Origin of the sequence: Planococcus versutus, from assembly GCF_001186155.3 — a bacterium.
GTDB lineage: Bacteria > Bacillota > Bacilli > Bacillales_A > Planococcaceae > Planococcus > Planococcus versutus.
This window is the reverse complement of sequence record NZ_CP016540.2, coordinates 2,625,744-2,643,094: the sequence shown is the minus strand read 5'-3', so window position 1 is coordinate 2,643,094 and position 17,351 is coordinate 2,625,744. Positions and strand designations below refer to the sequence as shown.

The 17,351-nt window shown below is 40.4% G+C and carries 19 protein-coding genes; 15 read left to right on the top strand and 4 right to left on the bottom strand.

The features are described 5' to 3' along the window. Nucleotides 1-2: 2 nt before the first annotated feature. From atpD to fabZ, 7 genes are all read left to right on the top strand, one after another. Nucleotides 3-1,418 carry a F0F1 ATP synthase subunit beta gene (gene atpD, locus I858_RS13300; protein ID WP_049694107.1) on the top strand — a complete coding sequence of 472 codons (1,416 nt, stop codon included), beginning with the start codon at nt 3-5 and terminating at the stop codon, nt 1,416-1,418. 24 nt (nt 1,419-1,442) lie between these two features. Then, a complete protein-coding gene (locus tag I858_RS13295; RefSeq protein WP_049694108.1) occupies nt 1,443-1,847 on the top strand; it encodes a F0F1 ATP synthase subunit epsilon in 405 nt (134 codons plus the stop codon). 448 nt (nt 1,848-2,295) lie between these two features. After that, a complete protein-coding gene (locus I858_RS13290; RefSeq protein ID WP_049694109.1) occupies nt 2,296-2,529 on the top strand; it encodes a DUF1146 family protein in 234 nt (77 codons plus the stop codon). A 356-nt stretch (nt 2,530-2,885) separates the two neighbouring features. Continuing rightward, the gene (gene murA / locus I858_RS13285) at nt 2,886-4,184 is read left to right on the top strand and encodes a UDP-N-acetylglucosamine 1-carboxyvinyltransferase (protein ID WP_049694110.1); all 1,299 of its coding nucleotides are present in this window, start codon (nt 2,886-2,888) and stop codon (nt 4,182-4,184) included. A gap of 263 nt (nt 4,185-4,447) precedes the next feature. Next, nucleotides 4,448-5,449, top strand: a complete 1,002-nt coding sequence (gene mreB / locus I858_RS13280; RefSeq protein WP_049694140.1) for a rod shape-determining protein — start codon at nt 4,448-4,450, stop codon at nt 5,447-5,449. Nucleotides 5,450-5,639: 190 nt separating this feature from the next. Next, a complete protein-coding gene (locus I858_RS13275) occupies nt 5,640-5,903 on the top strand; it encodes a DNA-directed RNA polymerase subunit beta (protein ID WP_049694111.1) in 264 nt (87 codons plus the stop codon). A 45-nt stretch (nt 5,904-5,948) separates the two neighbouring features. Then, on the top strand, nt 5,949-6,386 hold the full coding sequence (fabZ, locus tag I858_RS13270; RefSeq protein ID WP_049694112.1) for a 3-hydroxyacyl-ACP dehydratase FabZ: 438 nt from the start codon (nt 5,949-5,951) through the stop codon (nt 6,384-6,386). A gap of 83 nt (nt 6,387-6,469) precedes the next feature. On the opposite strand, the gene I858_RS13265 is transcribed toward fabZ, so the two are convergent. Continuing rightward, on the bottom strand, nt 6,470-6,904 hold the full coding sequence (locus I858_RS13265) for a YwpF family protein (RefSeq protein ID WP_049694113.1): 435 nt from the start codon (nt 6,902-6,904) through the stop codon (nt 6,470-6,472). Nucleotides 6,905-7,195: 291 nt separating this feature from the next. Here I858_RS13265 and I858_RS13260 point away from each other — a divergent pair, with 291 nt between their 5' ends. After that, nucleotides 7,196-7,606, top strand: a complete 411-nt coding sequence (locus I858_RS13260; protein ID WP_065524437.1) for a single-stranded DNA-binding protein — start codon at nt 7,196-7,198, stop codon at nt 7,604-7,606. A gap of 28 nt (nt 7,607-7,634) precedes the next feature. Further along, a complete protein-coding gene (locus I858_RS17230; RefSeq protein WP_204249428.1) occupies nt 7,635-7,778 on the top strand; it encodes a hypothetical protein in 144 nt (47 codons plus the stop codon). 63 nt (nt 7,779-7,841) lie between these two features. Here I858_RS17230 and I858_RS17385 read toward each other — a convergent pair whose 3' ends face one another. The 3 genes from I858_RS17385 to I858_RS13250 are packed head-to-tail and all read right to left on the bottom strand — an operon-like array spanning nt 7,842 to nt 12,093. Beyond that, nucleotides 7,842-8,297 (bottom strand): DEAD/DEAH box helicase, encoded by a 456-nt coding sequence (locus I858_RS17385; RefSeq protein WP_239457171.1) that lies wholly within the window; start codon nt 8,295-8,297, stop codon nt 7,842-7,844. After that, nucleotides 8,294-10,564: a DEAD/DEAH box helicase gene (locus tag I858_RS13255; protein ID WP_239457170.1), complete on the bottom strand. Its 2,271-nt coding sequence runs from the start codon at nt 10,562-10,564 to the stop codon at nt 8,294-8,296. Before I858_RS13255 ends, I858_RS17385 begins: the two co-directional genes overlap by 4 nt. Further along, nucleotides 10,561-12,093 carry a hypothetical protein gene (locus I858_RS13250; protein ID WP_049694115.1) on the bottom strand — a complete coding sequence of 511 codons (1,533 nt, stop codon included), beginning with the start codon at nt 12,091-12,093 and terminating at the stop codon, nt 10,561-10,563. The genes I858_RS13255 and I858_RS13250 overlap by 4 nt, the downstream gene beginning before the upstream one ends. 198 nt (nt 12,094-12,291) lie before the next feature. On the opposite strand from I858_RS13250, the gene I858_RS13245 reads away from it, so the two are divergent. The 6 genes from I858_RS13245 (at nt 12,292) to I858_RS13220 (ending at nt 17,159) form a co-directional block, all read left to right on the top strand. After that, nucleotides 12,292-12,663, top strand: a complete 372-nt coding sequence (locus I858_RS13245) for a hypothetical protein (RefSeq protein WP_049694116.1) — start codon at nt 12,292-12,294, stop codon at nt 12,661-12,663. A 377-nt stretch (nt 12,664-13,040) separates the two neighbouring features. Further along, entirely contained in the window at nt 13,041-13,511 is a 471-nt protein-coding gene (locus I858_RS13240; protein ID WP_049694117.1) for a hypothetical protein, read from the top strand. A gap of 520 nt (nt 13,512-14,031) precedes the next feature. Further along, the gene (locus tag I858_RS13235) at nt 14,032-14,856 is read left to right on the top strand and encodes a M55 family metallopeptidase (protein WP_049694118.1); all 825 of its coding nucleotides are present in this window, start codon (nt 14,032-14,034) and stop codon (nt 14,854-14,856) included. Between the two features lie 77 nt (nt 14,857-14,933). After that, the gene (locus I858_RS13230) at nt 14,934-15,857 is read left to right on the top strand and encodes a S66 peptidase family protein (protein ID WP_049694119.1); all 924 of its coding nucleotides are present in this window, start codon (nt 14,934-14,936) and stop codon (nt 15,855-15,857) included. Nucleotides 15,858-15,872: 15 nt separating this feature from the next. Further along, the gene (locus tag I858_RS13225; RefSeq protein ID WP_338046064.1) at nt 15,873-16,820 is read left to right on the top strand and encodes a C40 family peptidase; all 948 of its coding nucleotides are present in this window, start codon (nt 15,873-15,875) and stop codon (nt 16,818-16,820) included. Between the two features lie 111 nt (nt 16,821-16,931). Continuing rightward, on the top strand, nt 16,932-17,159 hold the full coding sequence (locus tag I858_RS13220) for a DUF2187 family protein (protein ID WP_049694121.1): 228 nt from the start codon (nt 16,932-16,934) through the stop codon (nt 17,157-17,159). Nucleotides 17,160-17,351: the final 192 nt, after the last annotated feature.

Sequence of the window (17,351 nt, the reverse complement as noted above, 5' to 3'; positions counted from 1 at the left end):
GCATGAACACAGGATACGTTCTTCAGGTTATGGGACCAGTTGTAGATATCAAGTTTTCCGATGGTCAACTTCCAGCTATTTATAATGCCCTAACTGTAAATATTGATCGTCCCGGCCAAGATCAAGTCGTTTTAACGCTTGAAGTGGCTCTTCATCTAGGTGATGATTCAGTCCGCACAATCGCGCTAGAATCCACTGATGGATTACAACGTGGTTCAGTAGTAACTGACTTAGGCAGAGCAATTTCTGTTCCAGTTGGAGATGTAACATTGGGCCGTGTATTTAACGTGCTTGGTGAAGTTATCGATTTAGGAGAAGAAATTCCAGATTCAGTGCGTCGTGATCCGATTCACCGTTTAGCACCTACATTCGAACATCTTTCCACAGAAGTTGAAATTCTTGAAACAGGTATTAAAGTTGTCGACTTGCTTGCGCCTTACATTAAAGGTGGTAAAATCGGTCTCTTCGGTGGTGCCGGTGTAGGTAAAACAGTTCTTATCCAAGAATTGATCAACAACATTGCACAAGAACACGGTGGTTTATCTGTATTCGCTGGTGTTGGTGAACGTACACGTGAAGGAAATGACTTGTACTATGAAATGAGCGATTCTGGTGTTATTAAGAAAACGGCAATGGTCTTCGGTCAAATGAACGAGCCACCGGGTGCACGTATGCGTGTTGCTTTGACTGGTTTGACAATGGCAGAATACTTCCGTGATGAACAAGGCGCAGACGTTCTTCTATTCATCGATAACATCTACCGTTTCACACAAGCAGGATCTGAAGTATCAGCATTACTAGGCCGCATGCCGTCAGCAGTTGGTTACCAACCAACACTTGCTACAGAAATGGGTCAATTACAAGAGCGCATCACAACTACAAGTAGAGGGTCAGTAACATCGATCCAAGCAATTTATGTACCAGCTGATGACTATACGGATCCGGCTCCGGCTACAACTTTCGCTCACTTAGATGCAACCACTAACCTTGAGCGTAAACTTTCTGAGATGGGTATTTACCCAGCAGTAGATCCTTTGGCATCAACTTCTCGTGCATTGTCACCTGAAATTGTTGGCGAAGAACATTACGGCATCTCACGTGAAGTTCAAGAAACGTTACAGCGTTACAGAGAATTACAAGATATTATTGCAATCCTTGGTATGGATGAGTTAAGTGATGAAGACAAGCTGACGGTTAACCGTGCACGCCGCGTTCAAAACTTCCTTTCTCAAAACTTCCACGTTGCTGAACAGTTCACAGGCCAAAAAGGTTCTTATGTTCCAGTTCAAGAAACGATCAAAGGATTCAGAGGCATTCTTGATGGAAAATATGACCACTTGCCAGAAGATGCTTTCCGTTTAGTTGGACGCATTGAAGATGTTATTGCAAAAGCAAAAGGCATGGGCGTAGAAGTCTAAAACCAGGGACCAGGAGGGAAAAAAATGAAGACCATTACAGTCAATATTGTCACTCCCGACGGCCCGGTATACGATTCAGAAGTATCTATGGTTATTGCAGTTACAGCAACAGGTGAGATGGGGATTTTACCAGGTCATATTCCAACAGTGGCTCCTCTTGGAATCGGTGCAGTCCGATTGAAGAAAGAGAACTCGACAGAATTAGTTGCTGTAAACGGCGGATTTCTTGAAATCCGTCCTGAAAAAGTAACAATTCTTGCACAGTCGGCTGAACGCGCAACAGAAATTGATCTAGCGCGTGCTCAGGAATCCGCGAAACGTGCAGAAGAACTTTTGCAGGCAAATAAAGATGAAATCGACTTTAAACGTGCAGAATTGGCGTTAAAACGTGCGATGAATCGTATCAACGTTTATGAGGGTAATGTTTAAAAGAAAAGTGAAAACGGCCGTTCAGCTCCGACAGGCATAAGGCAGACCAACAGTGTGGCGCACTTTGCCACGCAGGTGGGTTGACTTATGGCCCGAGGAGTTGGCCGTTGGAACTAGACAGTAAGAAAAGCCAAAACGGCGGCACAGCTCCGACAGGCATAAGACAGACCAGCAGTGTGGCGTTCTTTGCCACATAGCTGTTGACTTATGACCCGAGGAGTTGGCCGTTGAAGCTAGACAGCAAGAAAAGCGTAAGAGCCCGTGTAGATTCGACGGGCATAAGACGCTTTGGCGAAGCGGCGTTCTTTGCCGCACAGAAAGAAAAGCGAAAACGGACAAAAGGGAAATTGACTTTTGTTCGTTTTTTATTTATACCATTCAAATATTGTAATCACAGATGTTACACATAGCGCTAAATCCAAAAACTACATTCGAAAGGAGGCATCACATGGAAAACATGATTGGTCAAAATGCTTTAATATCAATAGTGAGTCATATCTTTTTTACAGGAGTTGCTTTTTATGCGTTGCGCGCATTAATGATTGAGAAAATCATACACAAACATCATGTGCTACAAGCACAAATACTTTATATTTTCTTAAGCATTGCAATCGGTACTATGGTATCTACTTTTTTCCTAAATATTTCATCCTGGTCTAAGCAACTACCTTACTTATTTTAAAATTGCCGTTTTGCCATGTCTTTGAAGCTCATGGTTATGGCAAAACGGCAAAAACATCTTTTCGTGGGAAATAATTTATGTAAGAGGTTTAAAGGAATATTCAAGGGGAAAAGAACTAATATAAGTAATTTTAATGTGTGACTTTTTGCCCTGATAGGTGCAAAAAAAGATTATTAATTGACCAATAAGTGGGACAAAAACAAAATAAAAACAAGTTGAGGACAAAGTTCCTTGTTTTTTGTTAAAAAAAAAGGTAATATGAATAAGGTTTTGTTTATTGAGAATGACAAAGAACGTTAAAAATGTATATAAAGGAAAAATTATAAATAATTATTAAACACATGGAGGGCATAGTAGTGGATCAAATCATTGTAAAAGGCGGCCAAAAGTTAACAGGAAAGGTACGGGTTGAAGGGGCTAAAAATGCAGTCTTACCCGTATTGGCTGGTGCGTTACTAGCTTCAAAAGGGAAAAGTGTCATTAAAGAAGTACCAAATTTAGCAGATGTTTATACAATTCAAGAAGTGTTAAGAAGCTTAAACGTAACGGTTGAATATTCACCGGAAAAAAATGAAATGGTGATTGATTCTTCAGCAACATTATCAAGTGAAGCTCAATTCGAATATGTACGTAAAATGCGTGCTTCAATTTTAGTGATGGGACCCGTACTGGCACGTAATGGTTTTGCTCGTGTTGCTTTACCAGGAGGCTGCGCAATTGGGTCACGTCCAATCGACCAACACTTAAAAGGGTTCGAAGCGATGGGTGCAAACATTACTTTCGGAAACGGCTTTGTTGAAGCAAGAACGACGGGTCGTTTACGTGGAGCAAAAATTTATTTAGATTTTCCAAGTGTTGGGGCAACAGAAAATATTATGATGGCTGCTGCTCTAGCAGATGGCACAACAATTATCGAAAACGCTGCAAAAGAGCCTGAAATTGTGGATGTGGCAAATTACATCAACGAAATGGGTGGCCGTGTTATTGGTGCAGGTACAGATACTATGCGCATTGAAGGCGTTGAAGAAATGCATGGTGCTGAACATTACATTATTCCAGATCGTGTAGAAGCTGGAACGTTTATGGTAGCTGCGGCAATAACAGAAGGCGATGTAATTATCGAAAACGCTGTTCCTGAACACATGGCAGCGTTAATTTCTAAAATGGGTGAAATGGGTGTCGATATTCAAGAAACAGAAGAAGGATTGCGTATTCGTGCAACTCGCCCTCTCCGTTCGATCGATATCAAAACAATGCCTCATCCAGGATTCCCAACGGATATGCAGTCACAAATGATGTCTCTTATGTTAACTGCAACTGGCAACGGGTTATTGACGGAAACGGTTTTTGAAAATCGCTTTATGCACGTGGAAGAATTCCGTCGCATGAATGCTTCTGTTAAAATTGAAGGTCGTTCAGTAATCATGGAAGGTCCATCCAAATTACAAGGCGCAGAAGTTGCTGCGACAGACTTACGCGCTGCAGCTGCACTTATTCTTGCAGGACTCGCTGCAGATGGCATTACTCGAGTAAACGAACTTTATCATTTAGATCGCGGTTATGTAGACTTTCACTTGAAACTAGCTGCTTTAGGCGCCGACATTGAGCGTGTAACAACTAAAGAAGTTGAACAAAAAGTTGAGCAATTGGTTTAATCCATTCCTAATAGGCTTGCGGTGCTGAGTATCAGTTCCGTAAGCTTTTTTTAGTTACTCGAAATAGAGAGAAGCTTTTTTGTCAACGTGTTCTTCATTATGATAAAATATGCAGATAAGAAAGTTTTTTCGCATGATAATGCACTTACTAGAACGACTAAATATCAATTTCTACATAGACAATATCGAATTACTCGGAGCTGTATTCCGTGCAGTGAGTAAACGTAGGTTACATAAATGGTTTAAAAGGAGTGAGCGGTTTGATATTTTCTAAAGATATCGGAATCGATCTTGGAACAGCGAACATATTAATTTATGTAAAAGGAACAGGAATTGTGTTAAATGAACCATCAGTAGTAGCAAGAGATCGCAAAACCAATGAAATACTGGCAATTGGTCAAGATGCCTATAACATGATCGGCAGAACGCCAAAGCATATTGAATCGATTAGGCCGTTAAAAGATGGCGTCATTTATGATTTTGACGTTACCGAAGCGATGTTAAAGCATTATATGAATGAACTAAAATTAAAAGGCTTTATGTCTAAGCCGCGCATACTCATTTGCTGTCCGACCAATGTGACAAGTATCGAGAAAAACGCCATTCGTGAAGTTGCAGAAAAAGCAGGAGCTAGAAAAGTGTATATAGAAGTCGAGCCCAAAGTAGCAGCTATTGGTGCAGGTTTGGCCATTTATCGTCCTAAGGCGTCTATGGTTATAGATATTGGTGGCGGTACGACCGATGTCGCCGTTCTGTCTATGGGGGATCTCGTATCGAGTGAGACGGTTAAAATTGCAGGAGATCGTTTTGACCAGCAAATTATGAAGTATGTAAAGCAACAGCATAAATTACTGATCGGTGAAAAAACGGCTCAATATATTAAACAAGAAATTGGAACAGCCTTAAAACAAAGCGAAGAAAAAAAGATGGAAGTTCGTGGTCGTGATATTTTAACGTCTTTTCCGAAAACCTTATGGATCAGTTCAGTTGAAATTGAACAAGCATTGAGAGATTCAGTAGAGGCTATTGTAGAAACCAGTCGATTGGTTTTGGAAAAAACGCCACCTGAATTGTCTTCCGATATTAGTGAAAGCGGCGCTATTTTGACAGGTGGAGGCGCTTTGCTTGATGGGCTGGATCAACTCCTTTCGGAAAGATTAGGTATACCGGTTTCCATTGCAGATGATCCATTAGAATGTGTCGTGTTAGGAACAGGTTTGATGCTAGAAGCAAAAGAAAGCATCTTCAAGAATAAAAAAAATTAAAACAGCTGATAGCAAAATGAGCACATTCTAGTTATAATTTAAAGTAATGATAGCTTGCTAGATATGTGCAAAATCTTATCTTAAAAGCCTATCTTACTAGTAACCTCATAATAAATTGGCAATAAACGATAGTAAATGTAGCAATGCCCAAACTAAGGGAATGCAGTAAATAGAGAGGTTGACGGCATGAATGGCTGAACTAAAGAAAAATGCTTTCTTTCGAAAAAAATCAGAACGACAAGTGACAGACACAGAAGCCCCTAAAAAAACGTGGTGGGTTCAAATTCGTTTATTTCCAATCTGGTTGCGCATCATTATTGTCATCGCTTTGCTGGCTTTGGCCGTCGCCTTTGGCGTAATGGTTGGTTTTGGTGTTGTCGGAGATGGAAAACCAGCCGATGCATTAAAATGGGAAACGTGGCAACACATTATTGATATTATGACAGGTAAATAAAAAGTAAGTTCAAGTGTGAAAACAAGATTAAAGGAGATGGATGGATTGTTGACAACAGAGCAAATTCAAGCAATTTTACCGCATCGCTACCCATTTTTAATGGTAGATCGTATGGTGGAAATAGAAGCAGGCAAAAAAGCAGTTGGCTTAAAAAATGTATCCGCAAACGAACAATTTTTTAACGGTCATTTCCCTGGATATTCAGTAATGCCGGGTGTGTTAATCGTTGAAGCTTTAGCACAAGTCGGTGCAGCAGCAGTGTTGCAACTAGAAGCGAATAAAGGACGGCTGGCGTTTTTTACAGGAATTGATAATTGCCGCTTTAAACGACAAGTTGTGCCAGGTGATCAATTGCGCTTAGAAGTGGTCTTGACAAAATTGCGCGGATCGATGGGCAAAGGTCATGCCATTGCGACAGTAGACGGAGAAATTGCTTGTGAATGTGATATTCTCTTTGCATTAGGGCCGGTAGTAGAAGCATAAGCAATCTCAAACAACAAAAGCTGTTCACGAAAGTCATCGTTTCTGACTTTCGTGAACAGCTTTTTTGATCGTGAAATTTCGGGTTAAACTTCGTCGTCTATCCGAAGGCCTGGACGTGTACGCATATCAGTTTCGAACCGTTCAAGAAGTTGTTGTCCTTCCAGTCCATCTTCTAACAGCTCAGACAGCAATGTTTCTGCGTATTTTCGACGAGCCCGTATTAATGTCCCTTTCATCAATACCGAAACTTGCTCGCCCATAACTTTTACATCTTGAACGATAACTTCAAAAGGAGCGGGTTCGTTTCCAGGATAGGAAATCACTACTTGAACAGCTACGACTTCTTTCGTTCCCAATAAATGATCAAAAAATTCTTGATACGGTAAATCAATCAGCATTTCAAGAATCCACGAACGTTCATCGTTTTCTTGGTTAATAATAATCCCGTCGAATACAGGGTAATCTGTTACTTGATCGTTTTTTTCAATACCCAGTGACAGCATTTTAAATGTTTTCATATGATGATGCCTCCAATACTTGCTTTGTTTTAGTATAGCATACAGAAGATTTTGTCGGTGTATCGAAACAGCTGATGCAAAAATAACAATTTATTGCCAAATGCCAGTTTTGATTTAGATTGAAATTTAACTAGAACTTGTGTAATTCAAGTACTTATCTCTAAAAAATATTTTTGAAACTCTTCAAAAATGAAATATGAACGCTGATAGTGCATGAAATTTAATTTTTTCGGTTTTGCAAAGAATTCAATCTTCTTAGTATGCTCTAAGTATGCAAAAGGAGGTGAGAAAATGAATCAAGTTGGAATTGTCGGACGTCTCACAAAAGATCCAACGATGCGCGTAATGAATGAAGGACGGGTACATACTTCCTTTGTTGTTGCAGTGTCACGAAACTACAAAAATCAGAAAGGAGAAACCGAAACAGATTTTGTTCTGTGCTCCACTTGGGGAAGACCTGCACACAATGTCTCGAAATACTGTGTAAAAGGATCCCTCGTCGCTGTTACAGGCCATTTGCAATCGCGCTCGTACGACAAAGAAGATGGAACGCGTATGTATGTTACAGAAGTGCTCGGCGATCAAATCCGCTTCCTCGATAAACGAAAAGCACAAGAAGAAGTCACACCTCAACAAGAAATGCCACAAACTGATGCAGACTTCGATTTCCAACCGCCAGGAACCGAGCGAGTAAACGCGTAACAACTTGAAAGAAAGGAGACACTTAGCAATGTCAAATGATGTGCAACTGCAATTGGAAGTGCATATGGAGCAATTAATCAAACTAACCGCTTTGCTCCATCAACGTTTGGTTAAAGCAGAGCGGGAATTAAGTGAATTAAAATTAAACTTTTGCTCTGTTCAAAAAGGGTAAGTATTCATGTCTAAAAGGGGAAATCCGGCCAGGTGGGGACCTGACCGGATTATTTGGAACGAGCTATAAGGAATACGTAAAGAGTTCTTTCAAATCGTTATCCGAAAGATCGGTCATCCATTGACTGGATTGGATAAATTCCTCGGACATGGATTGCTTTTGAACCAATAACGAATCGATTTTTTCTTCAATCGTTCCAATTGTCACAAATTTATGGACATGAACAAATTGGGTTTGTCCAATTCGGTAAGCACGATCCGTTGCTTGGTTTTCGACTGCTGGATTCCACCATCTGTCGGCATGTAATACGTGCGTGGCAGCCGTTAAGTTAAGACCGGTACCGCCTGCTTTTAAAGACAAGATGAAAATCGGGAATTTCCCGGCTTGAAACTGAGCAACCAACGTATCTCGTTGCTGTTTTGGCATGCTCCCCGTTAAGAACGGTACTTCATGACCATATAACTCATTGATGGCTTGTTGAAGTAAATGTCCCATACCGATATATTGTGTAAAAATCAAACATTGTTCCCGCGTTCCGCAATTTCCCCGGCTAAGGTCACAATGCGTTCGAGTTTTTGAGAACGAGGAAGAACTTCAGCGGCGTTCGTATACGGCTCTTTCAAGTAAAGAGACGGATGATTACATAGCTGCTTTAGTTTGCTCAGCATTTTCAATACAAGTCCTTTTTTCTCAAAACCTGTGAGCGTCTCCATTTTCTGCACCGTATCTTGAACCAGCCCTTCGTACAAAGCGGCTTGTTCAGGAGTCAGTGGGCAATACTCCAGCTGTTCTTGTTTTTCAGGCAAGTTTAACTGCAAATCGGGATCTTTTTTCGTCCGACGAAGCAAGAACGGCTGAATCCGCTGACGTAATTTTTCCTTATGTTCTTCCGAGTTGTCACGTTCAATCGGAATCATAAAGTTTTCTTGAAATTGCTTAATGCGATACAAATACCCTTTATTGATAAAGTCAAATATTGACCACAATTCAGACAACCGGTTTTCAATCGGTGTTCCCGTTAAGGCAATGTGGTGGTCACCTTTGAATTTTCGAATTGTTCTTGATTGTTTCGTGTACATATTTTTAATGTTTTGCGCTTCATCAAGCGTAATACTCGTCCAGTGAAGACTTTGCATTTCATCTCCATCAGAAGAAACAATGCCATAAGTTGATAACACAACGTCAGGTTTTTCTTCAGCTAAAAAGGCATTAAATTCTTGGCCTTTTGGACGAACACTGCCGTAATGAGTGACTACTTTCAAATCAGGCGCAAAACGCTCTATTTCTTTTTGCCAGTTGCCGAGAACAGAAGTCGGACAGACAATTAGCGATGGCTGATCAGGTTTTTTTCCATGAACATGCAGTAAATAAGTAATCAACTGAACGGTTTTACCAAGTCCCATATCATCTGCTAAACAAAGACCAAATCCCTCTTCGCGCATAAATACCAAATAGTCAAAACCAACTTTTTGATAAGGACGTAGCTCCGTCAACAAATTCTGTGGCAGTGGAGTTTCCGGTAAGTCACGTTTATCCAATAACTTGTCGAGCAATGTCTTCAGCGATCTAGTTAAATGAAATTCCACAAGTGGATCGTCTTCTTCAGCTGTTTCTTCTAACATTATTTCTGGAACATTTTGGAATAGCATATCCTTAATGGTCCAATCAGCATCTTCTGCTTCTTCAATCATTTTTCGCAATTGCATCAACAAGTTTGAGTCAACTCGGACCCATTCATTCCCAATACGAATAAATTCTTTATTCTCAGAAACTAAACGCTGGAAATCTTGCATGCTAAGGTCGTGCCCATTTAACGAAAACTGCCAGTCAAAGTTAATGATTTGATCAAGTCCTACAACAGAAGCTTTTTTGATTGTTGAATTGACATTCGCTTTTACACGAATTTTTGATTCTTGAACCGCTTTTAGCCAAGAGGGAATCGATACTTCAACTCCAAAAGCTTGTAAAATCTCAGCATCGTTTCGCAAAAATTCGAGAATTTCAGCATCTGTCCATTCAGTATGATAAAAGCGAGTTTCGTCAAAGCTGTCAATAGACGGACATAAGCTCAACATGAGTGATTGTCGATTTTTTATATCAGGTGCAAAAGCGCGCCATTTCTCTGGTAAAGCTGTTGGAATAGGTTCATCTGCACGACGCTTAGAAGGAGACCAGTAAACGCTGCCTCGTTTAGCGCGCATGACTACCTTGAATGACCAAAAGTCAGTAGCATCAGGCTCACTCAATTGAACCGCCATTACATAGTCTGAGGCATCAGCTAGACCATCCCAACCGACTTGTTGGACAAAGTCTCGAATAAACGGCAATTGAGCAACAGACAAGCCTTTTTGGCGCAATTGGTGCTGTATGGTATCGGCGATGAATGTTCGGATTTCTTGATCACCATAATGCTCATCTATAACAATGTTGTTTTCTTTACTAGATACATGATTCCACAAATCAGCATCATTTAAGGAATCGGCGACTTTCTCAGCCAGTTTCAACCACTCTTCATCTTCAGCGCGCTGTCCAGCAAATGTCACGTAATGATGAGGTTCACTTTGAAACAAGCGAACAAAATCAGCAGGAGTCAAGACCAAATCCAATCCATCCAGTTGTGCGGTCAAGCCGTAAAAGCTATCTTTATCCAAGAAATATAAATACTGCTTCCAAATTTCTGGTGGAATTCGATTGCCGGCTTCATTGGATGCTTGGATACGAAATAGTTCTCCACGCGAAATGGTTAAATAGTAGAGACGACTTGCTTCAGGTTGGAATTGATTCATATAAGATTTCCTTTCTCGATCTCTTCCTGCAATGCACGCAGGCGTTTGTTCTGTGTGCGGATTTCAGTGATGTACGCAGTCCAGAACTCCATTTGACCGCTTTTTTTACAGGCTGCTTTCATCTTTTTCCAAATACGCACAGCTTGTTTGTAGCTTGGACGGTTGCGTTCTTCTAGATAAGAAAGCGCATATCGATGCAAAAGGGGAAGCACGTAATCAGGTGCTGCATTTTGCACTTCTTTAAGACCGCATTCTTCCGCAAAATACAAAGGTGAATTATGAAGATGATGCAATTCTGCCCATTGTTTAAACATTTCCTTTTCGATCAAATAAGCGGAATATGCTGGCAAGCCGTAATGACCAAATTGCTTGAACAAATCTTCCCAATCCAGTTCGCTTAATTCGATTTGTGAAAACAAACGACTAAGTGTTCGAACATACTGATGACGGTATTGTGTATAAAGTCCTTCAAATAGGAACGTTTTCACATGCGGCTTAACAGCCATTAAAATATTCGTTAAGGCTTGCGGGTGCTGCTCGTTTTCAGCAAGAACTGCCAACGCGACCCAGTCCGGTGTTTCATGTGGGAGTATTTTTTTAACATCAAGATCTTTCTGCAATAAAATGTAGAAAAAGGCTTTTAATCGTTCATCTGGATTTTGTAAAGCAAGAAGTTCTTCTTCGCGCAATCTATTTGTCGTAAATAACGTTGTCCAAAACAATTGATACAGTGAAAAACGTTGTGAAAATGAAGCGTCTTTCACTGCAATAAATTCGCGAATTAATTGTTTTAAGTGTTCAAAAAAAGCATCTGTTTCAAATGTACGATGTTGCACGCGAAGTTGTCCCATTAACTCACGCAATTCATGCAGTCTATCATCAAACCAAGTTTTAAAGAACGAATGATGAACTTCTTGGGAGCCTGAGACAAAAGTTGACCATACTTCTGTTAATGAAATCAAATAAGCATACGTGCGATAAAGCACTTTCCATTCACGTTCTAATGGAACATACGATAATGCGTTTTTAAACCGACCATCATACATTTGTTCAAAATAAAAATAATTGCGAGTCGTGTATTCTGGAATGGCGTCACGCCAAATACTGCGAATGAGTTTTGTCCATTGCTCGGGAGAACGTTTTTCAGATAACAAAGCCATCTGTTTGCTTTCGGGTTCACGCCAAGTGGCAACCCATTCAGAGAGAGATCCAATTTTTTGATAAAGCGCAAAAATAACAGCCAACCGGTGTCGACACATTTGTTCTTGCGGGCAGGCACAGATCGCGGTCATTTTATCGAAGTTAAGAATCACCTTAACTGCGTGTGCATCTTTAACGACAGCTTCAAGCAATAAACGTTCTTCATTGAACGACTGAATTTGAACACCGTCATGTCGCACTAAAAAGACTGCTTTTCGAACCATTTCCTCATCCAACGCACGCGTTGGTAGAAGTGATTTGTCGATAGCAGCCATATAATTGTGTATTGTATCTTCGAATCTTTTCGCCAGGGATTGAACCGTAGCCATATGCATCGCCCCAAAATAAAACTTTCCTTCTATTATACGACTTATCGACTGCTCCGTAAACGATGAAGAGTAAGTTGATGGCAATAAGCTCGATCCCTACTCTTTTTATTTTTTATAAGTCATCTTTTTATGTAAAATAAATGGTATTATAAGAGTTATAAAGGCCCGATTAAATCAATCTAGACAGGAGAATGATCGTTGTTTAATTCGTTTGTTTTAGAAATTCCTGACTTGCGTTTGGTGTTGCATCCCAAAGACGTTTTGGCTTGGGAAGTAGTCTATGCAAAAGCTGAGTTAGTGTTTAGCCAGATTAGTTGGCAAATTTCAGCAGATGGTGATCGTTACAGTGTTCAAAATCCCCGACTGTTTCCAGATTACCTGAAGCAAGTGCAAGTTGATTTCAAAATGAACCGAATCGTTTTCTACAAACGCGAAATGTCTAATGAAGAATTTCATAGTTTGGTAGCTTATATTATGGAAAAGGTATCCATTTACATCAACTCGAACGAAATGCATTTTATGGTGGTGCCTCCCCAACATCGACATCAACGAACATGTTCAAAAAAATAATAGACTTTTTTAGCGGTCCGTTGGCTACCGACATAGGTGGATGGTGGACTTTTTCTATTGTTTAGAAGTTAACAGGGGTGTACAGCGAATAAATGCTTTTTTAGTGAACAGTAAGTAGTTTTCGAAGATTTTGAGAGTCGCCTTTGGACGCTGTAGAATGGAGTCACACAATTTTTCAAGATTCGAATGGGAAAGTTAAGTAAAGAAATCATTGAAAATGATACTTTTCGAAAAATGTGTGAATTTTGTGACAAATAAATTTTGAAACGTCTACTAGATAAGGGAATTTTTAACCACATCTATTTTCGAAAAGAAGTTTCTATGGTATAATTAATTTAGTCAGAATATTATGATAAATAAGAAAAGGGGTGATTACAATGTTGCATGTAAAGCTCATGAAGCCATTCTATACGAAGAAAGAAGGGCATCTGGTAAAGTTTGTGTTTGCTTATCAGTATTTTTCCATCATGAAAGATGATGAGCTGTTTCACTTTATCCCGGTGGAAGGTAAAGAAATTATTGTTAACCTGAATACTTTTCAAGTAGAAAATCTCTCAGAAGTGTTTGTTTTTCAAAAAGGCAACCGGTTTATTCGCTTGCCCTTGTATCAATTGTTATTGGTGTCGGACATTCACAGGCATTTGCAAACGATTTTGCAAGAAGAACGAAATGAATTGATTGAAGTCAATGAACAAACGCGACAAGAAGCTACAGATGCAATTTACTTTTTGGAGCAGGAAAATTACAGTCGAATGATTGATGAAGCCTTAAGTGCAGGAAATCGAGCGATGTTTGATGCGTTATTGTCTCAACAACGCCAATCACAGCAACTATATGGAGGTTTGTAAAGTGGAAACAGCAGCCTATGGATAAAGAAACGTCTTTCCGGAATATGGGGAAAGGCGTTTTTGAATAGGAAAAAACGCCATAGTAAAAGCTCTTTTCCGCATTATCGGGAAAAGAGCTTTTACGTGTCTAGGTTCTTCATATGTCACCCCTTACATCAATGTATAAAAATTGATAAACAACATAACAGCTGCCGAACCAGCTATTCCAATTGCAAGATCTTCCCAGCCCAGTTCAAGTATTTTGTCGAAATTCATCATTTTCATCCGCTCCTTTTAAATGTATATTAGTGGAAGATATCACTGGTAAGTTAAGCTGTTTGCTAACTTGTTTTTAGTATAAATGAATGATTTCTAATAAACATCATACAAATTAACTAAAAATTCTAAAATATAAAATAAAATGAATAGATTAAGCCCAGTTTTGCATAAAAATGAACACCTCTTAGATTGAACTATCTGTTGGAGATTGGTACATTGAATGATATAAAGTAGCTGGATAAGAATGAAAAGGAGTTTTTAAATGAAATTTTATTTGTCTATGGATATGGAAGGGGTCACGGCGCTACCCGATTATACATATGTCGATTCAACTGAAGCCAATTACGAACGCGGCCGCCGCTTAATGACAGAAGACGCCAACGCGATTATTCGCGGCGCTTTTATGGCAGAAGCAAAAACGTTTCTCGTAAACGACAGTCATTCAAAGATGAATAATTTAATTGCAGAAGATTTGCATGAAGAAGCTGAGTTGATTACAGGCGGAGTAAAAACGTATTCGATGGTAGAAGGTCTAGATCAAAGTTATACGGGTGCTTTGTTTGCGGGTTATCATGCTCGTGCTGGACAAAAAGGTGTGATGGCACATTCTATGATTTTTGCCGTCCGTTCGATGTGGATCAATGAAGTAGAAGTAGGTGAACTGGGATTGAACGCCTATGTTGCGGGTTACCACGGAGTGCCGGTTTTATTGGTAGCAGGAGATGACTGTGCCTGTAAGGAAGCGGAGGCATTAATTCCAAATGTGACGACCGTTGCAGTAAAACAGTCAGTAACTCGTTCGACGGTTCGTACATTACACCCAAAAAAAGCACAAAAGTTGTTGCAAGAACAAACCATTCGAGCGATTGAAAACCGTGCCAATGTGAAACCATTAAGACCACCAGAAAAACCATTATTGAAAATCGAATTTACTAATTACGGTGAAGCGGAACTAGCTGCGATGATGCCAGGTTGCGAGCTGCAAAAAGACGCACCCGTTGTTCAGTTTCAAGCAAAAGATATGTTAGAAGCTTACCGAGCGATGTTAGTAATGACTGAACTCGCGATGCAAGCAAAATTCTGTTAAATTTTGAGTTGATAGATTATGGCGCATTTCGTTTATACTGAATACAGATTGACTAGAGTCTAAAGGAGTAGATAAGTTTGAGAACATTACCAAAACGATTGAAAAAAGGGGATACCGTCGGTGTGATTTCACCTTCAAGTCCTCCAGATCAAGAAAATTTGAAAAAAGCATTGCCGTTTTTAGAAGAGCTTGGGTTAAATGTTAAGCTTGGCAAATCGGTATATGAAGAAAAGGGCTATTTAGCAGGAACCGATAAAGAACGATTAGCTGATTTGCATGCGATGTTTAGAGACCCAGAAATCGCTGGTATTTTTTGTGCAGGTGGAGGATATGGTGCTGCACGGTATGCTGACCAAATCGATTACGCCATGATTAAAGAAAACCCAAAAGTATTTTGGGGCTATTCGGATATTACCTTTTTACATACTGCACTGGGCGAATATGCGGAAATGGTGACGTTCCACGGGTCAATGCTTGCTTCAGATGTAGGCAAACCTGAATTTCACGAGCGCAGCCGTCGCATGTTTGGCCAATTGTTCGAACCGTTTGAACTGCATTACACCGAGGAAGTGTCACCACTCGAAACCATCGTGAGCGGAGTGGCACAAGGCCAGCTAGTTGGCGGAAATTTATCGTTGATTCGTAGCGCGATTGGTACGAAGTTTGATCTAGACGTAAAGGGCAAGATTTTATTGATCGAAGATATCGATGAAGAGCCGGCTGAAGTGGACGAAATCCTCAATCATTTACGCATGGCACGCAAATTCGATGAAGCTGCGGGAATTGTGATTGGTGACTTTAAAAACGCTGAGCCAAATAAACGCAAGCCTTCGTTTTCGCTAGAACAAGTATTGGCTGATTATTTCAGCGGATTAAAAATTCCGATAGTCAAAGGCTTTAAAATTGGACATTGCGAACCGCATTTCTCCGTTCCTTTAGGTGCTCTTGCTCGACTAGATGGAGATGCAAAAACCTTGACGATTCTTCCGGGTGTTCAATAATTCAAAAGAAACGGAGTGAAGGATTTGTTGCAGACCGAATCTACGGCATGGGTATGTAGTGTACCTGTTGCAACTGTTTGGACGGCACCTGAAAAAGTGCGTCCAATCGATGCAGATGGCATTGCAGAAAACCCAAACATCAATAAATGGCTACAAGAAATGAGCCGAGACGATACGCAAGACTTGGTCGATGGGAACCGCATCCAAACACAGCTTCTTTACGGCGAACCGGTTTTGATTGATGAAGTGGTTGACGGCTGGGCAAAAATTATTGCGCTTTGGCAACCGTGTCAAAAAGATGAGCGTGGCTACCCCGGCTGGGTGCCAATGAGTCAATTGCAAGAAGTGGAGACTTTGGCAGAACTGGGCTATGCACGCGTCATGCACGACAAAGCACAACTGTGGACAGAAGAGTTTCATCCGTTAACAGTAGTGCCGTTTAATACGATGCTTCCCATCAAAGGACTGGGTGACTTTGTTCGTCTACAAACTCCTGATGGCAATGCGTTAATCATGAAAGATGCAGTAGAAATTGTTGCAACTCATAACCAAAGTTCTCAAGCGACCGGTTTAGACATTGCTGCACTCGGTGCATCCTTTTTAGATTTGCCGTATTTATGGGCAGGCATGTCGAGCTACGGCTTTGATTGTTCGGGGTTTACTTACAACTTAATGAAAGCAAGTGGCGTCATCATTTCGCGCGATGCAGTTGATCAAGCGGTAGAAGGAACAGAAATTGACCAGCACGATGAAAGTTCTTGGCACATCGGCGATTTATTGTTCTTTGCGTACGAAGAAGGCAAAGGCAAACTGCATCACGTCGGAGTTTATTACGGCAATGGACTCATGTTGCATTCACCGACACCAGGGAAATCAGTAGAAATTATTGAATTGGCTGGCACTAAGCACGAAGTGGAACTATGCGCAGTTCGTCGCTTTATGGAAAAAGAAGACCACGAATAAAAAAAGTATTGAATAAAAACATTCAAGAATGCCTTGTCGTCAAAGATGAAATAGAAGTCAGTTTGTGGTATAATAGACAGATAGCGTTTTAAAAAGAGAGGCGTGGTATTGATGGCTTTCCAACCCCATGAAAAAGAAGTATCAGAATTCGTAGCGGCGCGCTACATCGGTGAATGGATATCTTTCACTCGTAACGATGTGGATGTTAATGGAACGATTTTCAAGATTATGGACAACTCAGTGATTGTAGAAATCTCACCAGAAGACGCAAAAGAAATTGGTGCGGCATCTAACATGACCGTAATTTCACATAAGAAATACCGTATTATTGAATCATAAACTAACTAGAAAAAAAGGCTGTTCCTTGTGAACAGCCTCGGCTTGTAGACAAAAGAATCCTTAAGTGAGTAGATGAAAAGGCTTGATCATGTATTTTTATTGTGAAATGTACTAAATAATCTCACTTTGATTAGAGCTGGAACCCTCCAACTGGGCTGGTCCACGAAGACTCCTGTGGGACAGCGAAAGCTG